The sequence below is a fragment of the Vibrio sp. 10N.286.49.B3 genome (assembly GCF_002873395.1).
In the GTDB taxonomy this organism is placed as follows: Bacteria; Pseudomonadota; Gammaproteobacteria; order Enterobacterales; family Vibrionaceae; genus Vibrio.
Map to the genome: position 1 here is coordinate 1 of NZ_MCUV01000013.1, position 14,835 is coordinate 14,835.

The following is a 14,835-nucleotide window of genomic DNA, read 5'->3' on the forward strand; positions in this document are numbered from 1 at the left end:
GGTTTTTCCCATCAATAAAATGAGAAACAGCAAGATAATGGACTCTAAGTCTAGCGTTGGATGTGGCATTGATTAGACGTTGAAAATCATTGTTCATAGAAGCTCCTTTTCTATGAAACATTAGATCACAAAATTAATGTAATTGGTATAAGCATCGAAAATACAAAGAATCGACAAGAAAAAACGCACAACGAATATCACAGCATCTAGATGACGATATCTCTTACCAGTTAAGACCTCTGGTTGCTGCTGCACTCAAAGAAAGTGATATGTGTGAACATGAGTATAAGGTAGGGAGAGAGGCACAGCAGTAAATATTTGTTGTTGATATGCTGAATGGAGATATTCACATTTGATATGAAATGAATTGTATGTTATTCAACATTAAGTGAATAGTCATAAAAATTATAAGGAATAAAAGAGTGAGACCTCTAGGAAAAATTGAGCCTACACATGAGCAAAGACAACTCTTTACGACACCTCACCCAATGAATCGTGTTATCAGAGGCGCTGCAGGTAGTGGTAAAACTACGGTTGCACTTCTGATGCTCAGGCTCGCAATAGCCTTTCACAAAATGAGTCGTAAGAGAAATCGTAATGAGGGCAAGCCAATCAAAGCATTGGTATTTACATTTAATACAACATTAAGCTCATACGTTAGGCAATTAGCAGAAGAGATAGGGCAAGGTATAGATATTGAAGTACAAACGCTTGCGAAATATTGTAGAAATAAATATCCCAATATTCAAAGTTTGAAATTAGTACATAATATTCAATACTCTCAATATCAAATCCAAGACTCATACGGGCTAGAGATAGATTACTTGTACTCTGAAGTTGATTACATTTTAGGGCGATTTCCTGAAGATAACCTTTCTAATTATCTTGATGCAACCAGAGTTGGCAGAGGAACAAAACCTAGAATAGACAGAGCATTACGAGAAAAAATATTAAATGGTATTGTGCTCCCCTATCAAGCATATAAAAAGACGAACAATATCGTAGATTGGAACGATATTAATCAGTATCCAATCAATAACTTAGATGATAAATTTGATATTATAATCGCTGATGAGACACAAGACTTTTCAGCTAATGAACTGCGAACAATTGTTTCAATGCTTCATGAGCAATCACATGGTACATTTGTGATAGATACTGTGCAGAAAATCTACAACAGAGGCTTTACATGGAAGGAGGTTGGTTTAGAAATTAGACCGCAAAACTCTTTTAGGCTTGAAAAAAATTATCGTAATACGCTGGAAATAGCAAAGTTAGGGTATCAATTGCTCAAACAGGTGGGGATTGATGCTGATGGTACGGCTCCTGACTTCGATAGTTGTCCTATTTCAGGTGAGCTGCCGAAAGTAATCTGTGGATTATTTCGTCAACAAGTTAGCTTTTCGATTAAGCTAATCAAAGAAACCATTGATCTAGAAAGAGAGACCGTCTGTTTTCTATCTCGTTCTCAAAAAACGCAAGGGTTCCTAAAAGAAGCGTTAAGAAAAAGTGGTGTTCACTTTGCCGATTTAACAAAATCCCCTGAATGGCCTGAAATTAATACAAATGTAGTTTTATCTACGATGCACTCAGCAAAAGGTTTGGAATTTGATCATGTAATTTTGCTAGGTCTAAGCGATGAGTTTCTTCGTTATGAAGAAGATCGTGAATCCGATTCTTACCTAACTACATGTAAATTGTTAACGGTTTCAATTACGAGAGCGAAAAAGTCTGTCATGCTAGGTTACAAAAGTGGCGATAAACCTAAGCTGTTAGAGCTTATTGATTCCAACACCTATGAATATGTGGAGCTGTAATGCCGATACAACACACAATCTCAAACCTAGGGATACAAGAAGTCCTGCATTTTACAACCAACTCAGGCTTAGTCGGCATTTTTTCATTGAACAAACTAGTTTCAAGAGAACAACTAGCTAAAGAACAAGCTCTTGAATATATCACCCGTTATAATTCTAAATTTCGCTCCGATCCACAATGGACGTCATATATAAACCTCTCTTTATCAAGAATTAATTCAAGTTTTTTTGGTTACAGTAAAAGTTGGCATCAAGGTGAGTATGACTTTTGGGTGATTCTAGCTTTCCGTCCCGAGATCCTAACCCATGGAAACGTTCTGTTCACTACGACCAACAATATTTACAGAAATGAATGTATTCGGGGGGATGGGGAAGCTAGTTTACTGAAATTGTTCGATAATCAAGTAAAAGGGAAGCGAGGTGCAATTAAGTCCCGCCAAGAGTCGTTCCCAAAAAACTGGACAACTTGTGAAGAGGCGGAAGTTCTGTATCCTGAAGATATAGAACTGAAATATCTTATAAAGTTATATGTTCCTAATGACGATACTTTGGCGTTGGCAAGCGCGGCACTATCTTTTGATGAAAGATTCGACAGTATCATAATCGAAGTAAACGAAGACAAGTTCAAAGGTTTATAAATGAGCAACGATCGAAAAGAGGCAACCATAAATTCAGCACTATGGGCAGCTTATGCTGATGCTTTAGGGTTTATAACAGAGCTAGCCAAGGCAAAAAGTACAATTAAAACTCGAGCTGGTTCTGAGGTTATTCTTGATACCATTCCTTGGAAAAGAAAATTAGATGGTATCTATGGAACACAGGTACAACTTCCAGCGGGTACATACTCTGACGATACTCAACTGCGATTAAGCACATCTAGGGCTATAAATGGTAATGGCTATTTTGATGTAGAGGCTTTTGCAAAGTGTGAGTTACCCGTTTGGTTGAGTTATGCACTAGGAGCAGGTCGAGGAACCAAGATAGCCACAAATAATTTGATAAAAAAATCGGTTAATTGGTTCTCTAATTTTTATGCGAATAAAGATTCAAAATATGTACTTGGAGGTGGTAATGGCGCTGCCATGAGAGTTCAACCACATGTATGGTCAGCAACTAACCTACATGATCTTGAAACATATATTATTGATGTGATTCGTAACTCCGTTGTAACTCACGGACATCCAAGAGCTATTGCTGGTGCTATGCTTCATTCACTATCCTTAGCTCGCGTTCTACGAAGTGAGCACTTATCTTTAGATACTTTAAAAGACGATGCAAGAATATGTAGCCGCGCATCATTTTTTATTTCTAAGGATGATATGCTGGATACTTTCTGGTCTCATCAATGGGAAGCAGACGCGGAACAAAGCTTAGACGATGCATTCTCCAATGTAGCTGATGAAATGATTAGTGACTTAGAAATCGTATCTGAATGGCTACAGTCACCAAAAATAGATTATCAACAGCTTTCAGACTTATTGGGTCTGAAAGATAACGCTCAAAGAGGCTCAGGTTCTAAAACTGCTCTTGCAGCATCTCTGTTGATGTTGAAAAACTACCAAGTAAATAACCATAAAGCTCTACTTGTTGATGTAGTTAATGAGTTGCAAACTGATACAGATACTATAGCTACAATGTTTGGTGCTCTTCATGGTGCATCCTGTGAGAAACAGCCTAGTGGTTTAATACAAGATATCGACTATATAGTATCTGAAGCAAAGAGGATGTATGACATAAGTACAGGAAAAGAAGTCACTTCTTTTGTTTACCCTGATGCTCTTTGCTGGAATCCAAATCGTTCGTCCTTAGATAACATTATGATTGTAGACAATCAACCTAACATAGCATTATTTCAAAAATTAGTGCCTTTATCTCCCCCATTTGAAGATAAAAAGAAAGGCTTTCTTTACAAGTGGTATCAGACTCAGCAAGGCTTTTCTATTTTGCTAAAGCGAAGAGCCTGGGGTAATTTCACTGAGCGCTCTCAGCAGCCTTTCCCTAACTCTAGTTTGGAGAAAATATCTGCTCCCAAGCTGAATAAGGATGAACCTTCGGTGTTAGTTGATGAGCGAAGTACCTTAAGCGAAGATGCTAACATTCAACATCAAGCAACAAAAATCATTGATATGAAGGCGTTAGCTAAAGAAGCAATAGAGAGTGATTTTGATGATTCTACAATAGGTCGACACATTAAAATTCTAGCAAATAAGAGAAACTACTCTATAGAAAGTGTAATTGCATATAGTTCAATCATTGCTCATGCTTTAGATAGTGAATAATCAGACAGAGTTTTAAATCATACAGGAGGATGTCATGCCCCATGAGTTTATAGTTGAAGTTCAAAAAACTGATGATGGTGAGGGATTTATTGAAATTCCAGAGCAAATAATTGATGAGCTTAGCTTGAGGGAAAATGACGCTCTATCATGTACAACACTTGATGACGGCAGTGGGTTCTACCTAGAGAAAAAGCTATGATGAACCTTTAAAAAGGCTTTGATTTAGTTAACTACGGTACTTGACGGTTAAAAGCTCGTCGGCTATGTTGTATGTGAATCACATTTGTTCAATCTGACTTTTATCATCATCAGGTAACATCCTAAATAATAAGGATGTTTTTTAAAGTGAGTAAGCTTAGATAGTGTTCAAATCCCTATCCCTCCACCACATAAAACAAAAAAGCCGCTGATTCATCAGCGGCTTTTTTGTATCTGGCGTTTGTCCTTTCTTGCTCCACTATCTACCATTCACTGTTCTTTTTGGTGCATGATGCACCACTAAAGGGTTAGTTTTTCATACTGTTAATATCCCCACTATAACTCGATCAATTTAAATTGTTGTTTTTTATAGGTAATGTATTTTTGAAACTTATGGCACATTCGTTGCAGTCATAGAAAAAGATGTTCCAATCGTTTCATCTTTTGATATGGAGATACAATATGAAATTTTTTAAAGTGCTATCAAGTCTATGTATATCAGCATCATTACTGTTTACAGCACACTTTGCACATGCAGATAAACTGTCACTTATTAAAGAGCGAGCAGTACTGAAAGTTGCAGTGCCGCAAGACTTCCCTCCTTTTGGTTCAGTTGGAACAGATCTAAAGCCTCAAGGTTACGATATCGATATGGCTAATTACCTTGCTGAACAACTAAACGTAAAATTGGAACTGGTTCCTGTAACAAGTGCCAACCGCGTACCTTACCTACAGACAGGCAAAGTCGATTTAATCATTTCCAGTTTAGGTAAAAACCCAGCGCGTGAAAGAGCCGTGCAGTTTAGCGATGCTTATGCGCCTTTCTTCCTTGGTGTCTTTGGTACAGAACAAGAGCAAGTCACCACTCCTGCAGAGCTGAGCGGTAAAATTGTGGGCGTAACACGTGGCTCTGTAGAAGATATCGAACTTAGCAAACAAGCACCTAAAGATACCGTTATTCGTCGCTTCGAAGACAACAACAGTACATTATCTGCATTTTTATCTGGTCAAGTATCGTTAATTGCAACGGGTAATCTAGTCGTCACTGAAATTGCAAACCGTTACCCGAAAAAAGCGCCACAAACCAAATTTATGCTACAAAAATCACCATGTTACGTAGGTATCATGAAAGGTCAAAAAGAGCTGCTTAATGAAGTGAATCGACTGATTGGTCTAGCGAAACAAGATGGTGTATTAGAAGGTTTTTCTCAAAAATGGTTAAAAGCGCCATTCCCTGCAGATCTTGATGTTTAAGCTGGATTAACGTTATGAGTTATCAACTTGATTTTGCTGCTTTAGTTCCATACCTGCCGGAGTTTATGACAGGTATGTGGACCACCATTGAGTTAACCATTATTTCTACTTTTAGTGGCTTATTGCTCGGTACATGCTGTGCCCAAGGGCGTATTAGTAATGATGCATGGCTACGTAGAGTTTGTAGCTGTTATATAGAAGTCATTCGAAATACTCCTTTTATCGTGCAGCTGTTTTTTATCTTCTTTGGTTTACCTGCTTTAGGTTTAAAAATGACGGCTTGGCAGGCTGGCATGATTGCGATGACATTAAATTTAGGTGCTTACAGTGCTGAAATTATTCGAGCAGGTATCGATGCAGCGCCAAAAGGACAGTGGGAAGCGGGCAAAACACTTGGCTTAACAAGACGCCAAGTATTTTGGCATATCATCTTGCCGCCAGCATATCAGCGTGTATATCCCGCTTTAGTCAGTCAGAGCATTATTGTCATGCTTGGCTCTGCCGTGGTATCGCAAATCTCTGTAGAAGAGCTGACCTTTGCTGCAAACTTTGTGCAATCACGTAGCTTTTTAAGTTTTGAATCTTACATGTTGGCAGCGGTTATCTACTTAGTTCTAGCCATATTGATGCGTCAAAGCTTTGCACTTATCAAACGTTTTGCTTTTAAAAACCCATCCCTGTAGGAGAGAGATAAAATGGTACAGTTTACTGATTGGGATATTTTAAAAAATCTATTATTAGCAGCTCGTTGGACGATTCTATTATCCCTATTAGCCTTTGTTGGCGGTGGTTTATTTGGCTTAGCACTGACTTTTTTACGTAGCATGCGCAGCAAAGTGATCACTCGTATTATTCAGTGTTACGTTGAAGTTTTCCAAGGCGTTCCATTATTAATGCAGCTATTTTTAACCTTCTTTGGTTTATCGCTATTTGGTTTTGAAGTCGATGCTTGGTCGGCAGCGGTGTTGTCATTAACCCTCTTTAGTAGTGCATTCTTTCACGATATATGGCGTGGTTGCATTGAAGCGTTACCAAAAGGGCAGTGGGAAGCATGTCGTACATTAGGGTTTACCTACTTACAGACAATGCGTTACGTGATTGTTCCACAGGCAATGCGTATGTCGATTGCGCCTACGGTCGGCTTCTCCGTGCAAATTGTTAAAGGTACCGCGTTGGCTTCAGTGATTGGTTTTGTTGAGTTAACAAAGGCTGGAACCATGATCAATAACGCTGTTTTTCAACCATTTAAAGTCTTTGCGCTGGTTGCACTCTTGTATTTCCTTATTTGTTTCCCACTTTCTGTTTTGGCTCGCCATTTGGAGAAGAAAAATCATGTCGCTCGTTAGTTTAGATGAAGTCCATAAGTATTATGGCGATAACCATATTTTAAAAGGTGTGGATCTTAAGATTGAAGCTGGTGAAGTTGTATCTATCATTGGTCGTAGTGGATCAGGCAAAAGTACCTTATTGCGTTGTATTAATGGCCTAGAAGAGTATCAAAAAGGGACGGTGATTGTTGATAACCAGTCCGTAGAAAATGATGAATATAAGATACGTTTACTAAGCCGTAGTGTCGGTATGGTATTTCAAAGCTTTAATCTATTCCCGCATATGACAGTGGGTGAGAATGTCATGCTAGCAACCAAGTTAGTATTGAAAAAATCACCAGCAGAGAGTAAGCAAATTGCCGAAGAGTTATTGGAGAAAGTTGGTCTAGCGGATAAGTTTTCAGCTTACCCTGGTAACCTTTCTGGCGGTCAGCAGCAACGAGTTGCGATTGCACGTTCATTAGCGATGTCACCAAAAGTATTGTTATGTGATGAGATCACATCAGCGCTCGATCCTGAATTAGTGGGTGAAGTATTAAAAGTACTTGAGCAGCTAAAGTCAGAGGGAATGACGCTGATCCTCGTCACACATGAAATGAACTTTGCGCGCGATGTTGGTGACAGAGTTGTATTTATGAATCAAGGTAAGGTGTGGGAAACAGGGGCAAGTGATGAAGTCTTTGCTAACCCACAAACGGAAGAGTTAAAGAATTTTCTTGCCGCAGTAAGATAGATAATTTTGCTCGGCTTTAACACTGGGAGACGCAAATGACGACTAATAACAACCCATTGATTGAACGTATTACGCAGCACTACTCTACGTTAACTCAGGGTAACCAACGTCTCGCTGATTACTTGCAGCTTAACCCTGAAAAAATTCTCATATTATCCACCAATGAGATTGCGGAAGCATGCTCAGTATCGAAAACCAGTGTTAGCCGCTTTATTCGCAAACTGGGCTATCAAGATTACGCAGCATTACGGGATGAATTACTTGCCGTACGTGATAGAGGTGAGCCAATTCAGACTAGTGCGATGGCAGGTTCGATCTTTCAGCAAGATATTGGTGCATTACAACAGCTGCAAGATCAGTTAGCTTCCGTGGATCTTTCAGAGCTCATTAGTGCAATGGCCACAGCGCCACGCATTAAGATCATTGGTTATCGAAATAGTTACCCATTAGCCATGCATTTTCGTCAGCAGTTAATGCAGTGTCGTGGCAACGTGGATCTACTGCCGCTACCTGGGCAAACCATAGGTGAGGATCTTGCAGCAATAGAGCCAGATGACTTTGTGATTGTGATTGGCATCCGTCGACGAGTCAGTAATTTTGCCAAGATCATGGATTTACTTAGAGGTAAGCAGTGCTTGCTTATTACCGATCAATCGGGACAAAAGTATGCCACTTATACGAGCCACCTTTTAGTCTGTCACATGAATAATCAAACCGCGTTAGATAGCTATTCAGTACCGATGAGTATGATTGCTCATTTAGTCAATAGTACCTATCAATTGCTCAAAGAAAAAGCGACTCAAAATAGCAGTAAAATTAGTGCAAATTACTCAAAGCTAAATGAGTTAGAATGATTTTTTTATTAATATTAATTAAGTAGTGAAACAATGAATATTATAAACAAACTTAAAAAAGAATGGTTTTTAGTCGGTATGGTTGTCGCTATCGCTTTAGCAACAATCAGTGCTGATATTGGTAAAACCGGTGGTCTTATTCAGCTTGATAAATTGACCGCTGTGGGTGTAGCGATTGTCTTTTTCTTACACGGCTTAGGCTTATCTCCTGCGGCAATTAAAGCTGGGGTCAGTAACTGGCGTTTACATATCTATATTCAATTAGCGACCTTCCTTGCTTACCCTCTACTTTGGGTGATTTTTGGTGATCTATTCTTAGCTTATATGCCGCCAGCACTCGCATTTGGTTTTTGTTATCTATTTGTTTTACCAAGTACTATATCATCATCTGTTGCGATGACGAGTGTTGGTAAAGGTAATGTTCCAGGCGCTATCTTTAATGCTTCATTATCCAGTATTTTAGGCATCTTAATCACACCACTATTAATCCAATTGTTCATGGGCTTTGAAGGTGTGAAGCTAGATCTAATGGCTTCGGTTATTTCGATTGCTAAATTGCTGCTGTTGCCAATGATTGCAGGTCAATTAGCTCGTCCATTCCTATTAAGCTTTGCTGAAAAGCACAAAGCGGTTGTAACGAAAGTTGATAAATACGTCATCTTATTAATTGTTTATAACGCATTCTGTGACTCAGTCGCTAACCGTATTTGGCAGTCGTTCTCGATTGAAATGCTGATTTCTTCGATTGTTCTTTGTAGCCTTATTCTTTTGTGCATGGTGCATTTGATTCAATGGGGTGCACGTCGTAGTCATTTCGCATTGGCCGATGAAGTTGCCGCGGTTTTCTGTGGTACGAAAAAGACACTCGCTGCTGGTATTCCTATGGCGACAGTGATTTTCGGAACAAAGCCGGAACTTGGTATGATTTTGCTACCAATTATGCTTTATCACCCGATTCAGATTTTCTACTGCGCTATTCTAGCAAGTCGCTATGCTACGCAAAGTGAGCAAGCTCAGCCAGCCTCGACAAACTGATAATAAGGAGAGGCGAAATGAATCACAAAGTCGCTAAGGATGCGCGTATTTATTGCTCCCAAGGACCCGAGTTTCTCGTGGGAAATACGCATGGCTCTTTATCAGGTAAGACCTTTGTTTTTAAAGATTTGTTTGATGTGCAAGGTTATGTGACAGGGGCAGGGAACCCCACTTGGCTTCAAACACATGAAGCTGCGGAACATACAAATCGCTTACTAACCGATCTTTTAGAGCAAGGTGCACATTGTGTTGGGCGAGTACAAACGGATGAGTTGGCGTATAGCTTAAATGGTCAAAACATTCATTACGGTACACCGATCAATCCCATTGCGCCAGATTGTTTACCTGGAGGTTCATCAAGTGGCAGTGCTGTTGCCGTTGCGAATGGGGATGCTGACTTCTCTATCGGTACGGATACCGGCGGCTCTGTCCGTGTACCTGCAAGCTATTGTGGTTTATTTGGCTTACGCCCAACATTAGGCAGGCTCGATCTGCAACATGCTTTTCAGCTATCAGGCAGTTTTGATACCGCAGGGATTTTTAGCCGTGACTTAGCCTTATTGAAGAGTGTTTTCTCTGTATTAACAGTGAGTGATAGCGATAACGATGGTAATGCCGCTAACAAGATTTATCTCGATAGCTCGTTAGCTAACCAGCTTACACCAGCGCGTATCGATGCACTGAATGATTATTGTGCTAATGCCGGTATGACGCTGCTAGAAAGTGATGTGATTGCGTGTAGTGGTTATTCACTTGATGATCTAAGCCTGCTGTTTAGAACCATTCAAGGCTATGAGATTATTCAACAGCATGACCAATGGCTGCAACAGTATGGTGAAAGTCTCGATCCTACGATTATGCAACGTGTTATTTGGTCTCGCAGCATTAGTGAAACGCAGTATCAAGCGGCGAAGGCCAAGCAGTGTGAATTCCACGCTTTTCTATCTAACGCATTGAATCAACTTGATGGATTATGGGTCCTGCCTACAACACCGTCAGGTCCGCCAGCATTAACGCTAACGGGTGAGCCATTAGCGCAATATCGCTCACAACTGATGAGCTTAACCAGCATTGCAGGGCTTAGTGGTTTGCCGCAATTGCATTTTCCAATCTCAGGGTTAGCAGAAGGGCCGTGTGGCTTTTCATTGATGGCAACGGCGAATAAAGAGACTGATATTATCGCTACGGCATTACAACTATTGCCAGCAGGAGCAAAGGAATGACATCTCAGGCTAAAGTACAAACGGCATTTACAGCACCACATTATAAAGCCGCTCAAGTAGGGCAGGCGATTCTGGATGCCGGTGGTACAGCAAGTGAAGCAATGGTTGCCGCTGCAGCAATGGTTGCGGTTCAGTATCCACATATGAACAGTATTGGTGGTGATGGTTTTTGGCTGATTTGTAAGCCAGGTGAGAAGCCAGTCGCAATAGATGCTTGCGGTGCAGCAGCGATAAATATTGATGTGGATGGCTATCGTGAGCAATCCTCTGAGCTACCAGAAAGTGGTGGTAAAGCCGCTTTAACCATGGCGGGGACTCTCTCTGGTTGGGATAAAGCGTTACAGATTAACGGTGGCAAACACGCTTTGCTTGATCTATTTCAGCCAGCCGTTGACGCTGCCAATCAAGGTATTGAAGTCACACAAAGTTTAGTCGATGCGAGTGAAAAAACCTTAGCAAGATTAAGCCAACTTGCACCTTTTGCCGAGCGCTACCTCAAGCAAGGTCGTGCATTGCAATTGGGCGATACAGTGACAAACCCAGCATTAGCGAATACTTTGCAGCACCTAGCAGAACAAGGGTTAGATGATTTCTATCGCGGTGAGTTAGCGGAAAAAATGGCAGAAGAATTGGCACTTGCTGGTAGCCCACTAACTCTAGCGGATTTTCATGCACATGAGGCAAAGCAACTTGATCCACTCAGTGTTGAAATATCGAAAGGTCACTTATATAACTTCGATGCACCGACACAAGGGCTCGCTTCTTTATTAATTTTAGCTATTTATGATCGTCTTGCTGATCAAGCCAAATCGGAGTGCGATCATATTCATTTGTTGGTCGAGGCCACTAAACAAGCGTTTATTATTCGAGATCAGCAGATCACCGATCCTACTTGCCTAAAAGCCCCACTGCAAACTTGGTTAACTGACGATGTCATTAACGACTGCGTTGGCAACATCAGCTTAGAGCAGGCTTTACCTTGGCCGCATAGGGCTAAGCCAGGCGATACGGTATGGATGGGCGCTTGTGATCAATATGGCACCATGGTGAGTTTTATTCAGAGTATCTATTGGGAATTTGGCTCTGGTGTCGTACTACCAAGCAGCGGCATTACTTGGAATATTCGCGGTAAAAGCTTCACACTTGATGAAACTCACCACAATGTATTAGCGCCAGGGAAAAAGCCTTTTCATACCCTAAATCCAGCTTATGTTGAGCTTAATGATGGTCGACGTATGGTCTATGGCACCATGGGGGGAGAGGGACAGCCACAGACTCAGGCTTGTTTATTCAGTCGCCACTTATATCAGCAAATGAGCTTATCTGATGCAGTAGCAGAGCCTCGTTGGTTGCTAGGACGAACTTGGGGCGATAGCACGAATAACTTACGCCTTGAGAATCAACTTTATAAAACGCATGGCGCAGCACTACAAGCGTTAGGGCACGAGGTAACTCAGGTTACGGATAATAATGAATTAATGGGGCACGCAGGTGCCATCATGCTAGCAGCACATGGAAGCGTCACTGCAACGAGCGACCCTCGTAGTGACGGACAAAGTTTACTTGGAGAACATCATGACAACTAAATCCCTATTTGAAACGCTTAATCCACCAGTACGCCTACTTATGGGGCCAGGTCCTATTAATGCTTATCCTCGTGTGCATCAAGCGATTTCGTCTGCACTAATTGGTCAATATGATCCAGTAATGACCGGTTATATGAATCAGGTGCAGTGTTTGTATCGTGATCTTTTTGAAACAGAGAATAAGCAAACCATGCTTGTTGATGGTACGGCGCGAGCGGGCATTGAAGCTGTGCTGGTATCGGTGCTGCAACCTGGTGATAAAGTGCTAATTCCTGTGATTGGTCGTTTTGGTCATCTACTTTGTGAAATTGCTCAACGTATCGGTGCCGTCGTGAAAACCATCGATATAGAATGGGGTGAAGTTTGCCCACCAGAGCTTGTTGAGCAGGTGATTAAAGAGTTCAAACCTAAGATGTTAGCCACCGTGCAAGGGGATACATCCACCACCATGAACCAACCACTGGCTGAGTTTGGTGAGATTTGTCAGCGTCATGATGTGCTGTTTTATTGTGATGCAACGGCCTCTATTGCCGGTAATGATTTGAAGGTAGATGAGTGGCATCTTGATGCGGTTTCTGCTGGTTTACAAAAGTGTTTAGGCGGTCCTTCTGGTAGCGCACCGATTACGTTAAGCGATCATTGTGCTGATGTGATTAATCGTCGTAAGCATATTGAGGCAGGTATTCGTGCCGATCATCATCAAGCGGGTGAAGAAGCGATTATTCAGTCAAACTACTTTGATCTCGCTATGATCATGGACTATTGGGGTCCTGAACGCCTAAACCATCATACTGAAGCAACGAGCATGTTATACGCAGCGCGCGAGTGTGCTCGAATCTTCCTTGAAGAGGGGGGTGATAATGTGATTGCACGTCATAAGCAGGCGGGTGATGCGATGGCAGATGGTCTTAACGCAATGGGGTTAAGTCTATTCGGTAATCAAGATTATAAAATGAATAATGTCGTGGGTGTGTATATCCCGCAAGGCATTGATGGTGAAAAAGTTCGTCAAGAGTTACTGCTTTGTTTTGGTATTGAAATCGGTACTTCATTTGGTCCGTTGCATGGCAAGATTTGGCGTATTGGTACAATGGGCTTCAATGCAAGGCAGGAGTGTGTACTTACTACTTTAGCGGCCCTAGAGTCGGTTCTGTTGAAGTATAAAGCCAATATTCATCCTGGTCAGGCTGTGACGGCTGCAATGTTGCATTTTGCCGGCTAAGCCAAACTTAGGAGAGTATATGCAAACACAACAAGGCGCAGCAAAGATCATGGATTGGTCTGACGAACTCGCTACTTACAGTGCTATGCAAGGTGGGCTAACGCGAGCATATCTAACGACTGAACATAAACAGGCGCACCAGCAAATTGCGCACTGGATGAGTACGGCAGGCCTGCAAACTTGGCAAGATAGTGTCGGTAATCAGTGGGGAAGAAAAGTATCGACTAACTCAACTCTGCCGACTCTGATTATTGGTTCACACAGTGATACGGTTACTAACGCCGGTAAATATGATGGTAACTTAGGCATTTTATTAGCGATTGAAGCACTCGACCAATTGCAGGAAGAAGCGCTGCCTTTTCATGTTGATGTTGTTGCCTTTGCAGACGAAGAAGGTACACGTTTTAATACGACCTTAATTGGCTCTAGTGCAACGGCTGGCTGCTTTGATAATGCATGGTTAGCGGTCGAGGATGCTCAAGGGATCAGCATGGCACATGCGATGTCCGATTTTGGTTTAGCCCCCGATTTAGCGGGAAGTGACAGCCGTAGCCGCGAAGAGACACTCGCTTACTTAGAAGTGCATATTGAGCAAGGTCCCGTATTGGAAGCGAAGGATTTACCCGTGGGTGTTGTAACGGGAATCGCTGGAGCCAAGCGCTATCAATTTAAGCTTTTTGGTATGGCAGGTCACGCTGGTACTGTGCCAATAAATTTGCGTAATGATGCTTTATGTGGCGCAGCTCAGATGATCTCTACTATTGAGGAATTTGCTAAGCAACACGGCATTGTCGCTACGGTTGGTAAGTGCGAATTGATTTCTGATGCTGTCAATGTGATCCCAGGGGAAGTGCATTTTAGTTTGGATATCCGTAGCCAATGTCAAACAGCGTTAGATAACTGTTGTGAGATGCTACTGGCGCAATTATCTGATATTGCAGCGCAGCGACAACTAGAATTGCATAGCGAAAATATTTACCAAGCTGAAGCGGTACTCTGTAGTGATTCTTTACAGCAGTATTGGAGCGATGTGGTTGAAGAGCATACCAAACAAAACCCTTGTTTATTAACCAGTGGTGCAGGACATGATGCGATGGTCATGACCAATATTACCGATATTGGTATGTTGTTTGTGCGCTGTGAAAAGGGGATCAGTCATCATCCGAAAGAGCAGGTCATGCAAGCAGATGTAGCCGTTGCTCTTAACTGCTTAGTTGATATGGTTAAGAAGCTATCTATCGAAGCCGTTGTGGAGAAAGCACATGAGGAATGATAGTCAGCGTTATCAACTCTAGACAATTAAGCA

At 41.6% G+C, this 14,835-nt stretch carries 14 protein-coding genes; all 14 read left to right on the plus strand.

Annotated features, from left to right (window positions below):
- The first annotated feature begins 422 nt into the window (after nucleotides 1-422).
- The 14 genes from BCU68_RS06825 to BCU68_RS06885 all read left to right on the plus strand — a co-directional run bounded on the left by BCU68_RS06825 (nucleotide 423) and on the right by BCU68_RS06885 (nucleotide 14,802).
- Nucleotides 423-1,817 carry a 3'-5' exonuclease gene (locus BCU68_RS06825; protein WP_102564042.1) on the plus strand — a complete coding sequence of 465 codons (1,395 nt, stop codon included), beginning with the start codon at nucleotides 423-425 and terminating at the stop codon, nucleotides 1,815-1,817.
- Nucleotides 1,817-2,455: a DarT ssDNA thymidine ADP-ribosyltransferase family protein gene (locus BCU68_RS06830; protein ID WP_102564043.1), complete on the plus strand. Its 639-nt coding sequence runs from the start codon at nucleotides 1,817-1,819 to the stop codon at nucleotides 2,453-2,455. Before BCU68_RS06825 ends, BCU68_RS06830 begins: the two co-directional genes overlap by 1 nt.
- The gene (locus BCU68_RS06835; RefSeq protein WP_102564044.1) at nucleotides 2,456-4,096 is read left to right on the plus strand and encodes an ADP-ribosylglycohydrolase family protein; all 1,641 of its coding nucleotides are present in this window, start codon (nucleotides 2,456-2,458) and stop codon (nucleotides 4,094-4,096) included. It begins immediately after the preceding gene.
- Nucleotides 4,097-4,130: 34 nt separating this feature from the next.
- Complete coding sequence (locus tag BCU68_RS16935; RefSeq protein WP_157935176.1) at nucleotides 4,131-4,295, plus strand: hypothetical protein; 165 nt, start codon at nucleotides 4,131-4,133, stop codon at nucleotides 4,293-4,295.
- 461 nt (nucleotides 4,296-4,756) lie between these two features.
- On the plus strand, nucleotides 4,757-5,548 hold the full coding sequence (locus BCU68_RS06840; RefSeq protein WP_102564045.1) for a transporter substrate-binding domain-containing protein: 792 nt from the start codon (nucleotides 4,757-4,759) through the stop codon (nucleotides 5,546-5,548).
- 14 nt (nucleotides 5,549-5,562) lie between these two features.
- Nucleotides 5,563-6,231 carry an amino acid ABC transporter permease gene (locus BCU68_RS06845; RefSeq protein ID WP_102564046.1) on the plus strand — a complete coding sequence of 223 codons (669 nt, stop codon included), beginning with the start codon at nucleotides 5,563-5,565 and terminating at the stop codon, nucleotides 6,229-6,231.
- 12 nt (nucleotides 6,232-6,243) lie between these two features.
- Nucleotides 6,244-6,894, plus strand: a complete 651-nt coding sequence (locus tag BCU68_RS06850; RefSeq protein WP_102564047.1) for an amino acid ABC transporter permease — start codon at nucleotides 6,244-6,246, stop codon at nucleotides 6,892-6,894.
- A complete protein-coding gene (locus BCU68_RS06855) occupies nucleotides 6,881-7,609 on the plus strand; it encodes an amino acid ABC transporter ATP-binding protein (RefSeq protein WP_102564048.1) in 729 nt (242 codons plus the stop codon). Before BCU68_RS06850 ends, BCU68_RS06855 begins: the two co-directional genes overlap by 14 nt.
- 35 nt (nucleotides 7,610-7,644) lie before the next feature.
- Nucleotides 7,645-8,463, plus strand: a complete 819-nt coding sequence (locus BCU68_RS06860) for a MurR/RpiR family transcriptional regulator (RefSeq protein ID WP_102564049.1) — start codon at nucleotides 7,645-7,647, stop codon at nucleotides 8,461-8,463.
- A gap of 33 nt (nucleotides 8,464-8,496) precedes the next feature.
- Complete coding sequence (locus tag BCU68_RS06865) at nucleotides 8,497-9,498, plus strand: bile acid:sodium symporter family protein (RefSeq protein WP_102564050.1); 1,002 nt, start codon at nucleotides 8,497-8,499, stop codon at nucleotides 9,496-9,498.
- 17 nt (nucleotides 9,499-9,515) lie between these two features.
- Nucleotides 9,516-10,721 carry an amidase gene (locus BCU68_RS06870; RefSeq protein ID WP_102564051.1) on the plus strand — a complete coding sequence of 402 codons (1,206 nt, stop codon included), beginning with the start codon at nucleotides 9,516-9,518 and terminating at the stop codon, nucleotides 10,719-10,721.
- Complete coding sequence (locus BCU68_RS06875) at nucleotides 10,718-12,307, plus strand: gamma-glutamyltransferase family protein (RefSeq protein ID WP_102564052.1); 1,590 nt, start codon at nucleotides 10,718-10,720, stop codon at nucleotides 12,305-12,307. Before BCU68_RS06870 ends, BCU68_RS06875 begins: the two co-directional genes overlap by 4 nt.
- Nucleotides 12,297-13,529 carry an alanine--glyoxylate aminotransferase family protein gene (locus BCU68_RS06880; protein ID WP_102564053.1) on the plus strand — a complete coding sequence of 411 codons (1,233 nt, stop codon included), beginning with the start codon at nucleotides 12,297-12,299 and terminating at the stop codon, nucleotides 13,527-13,529. The genes BCU68_RS06875 and BCU68_RS06880 overlap by 11 nt, the downstream gene beginning before the upstream one ends.
- Nucleotides 13,530-13,548: 19 nt before the next feature.
- Entirely contained in the window at nucleotides 13,549-14,802 is a 1,254-nt protein-coding gene (locus BCU68_RS06885) for an allantoate amidohydrolase (protein WP_102564054.1), read from the plus strand.
- Nucleotides 14,803-14,835 lie beyond the last annotated feature (33 nt).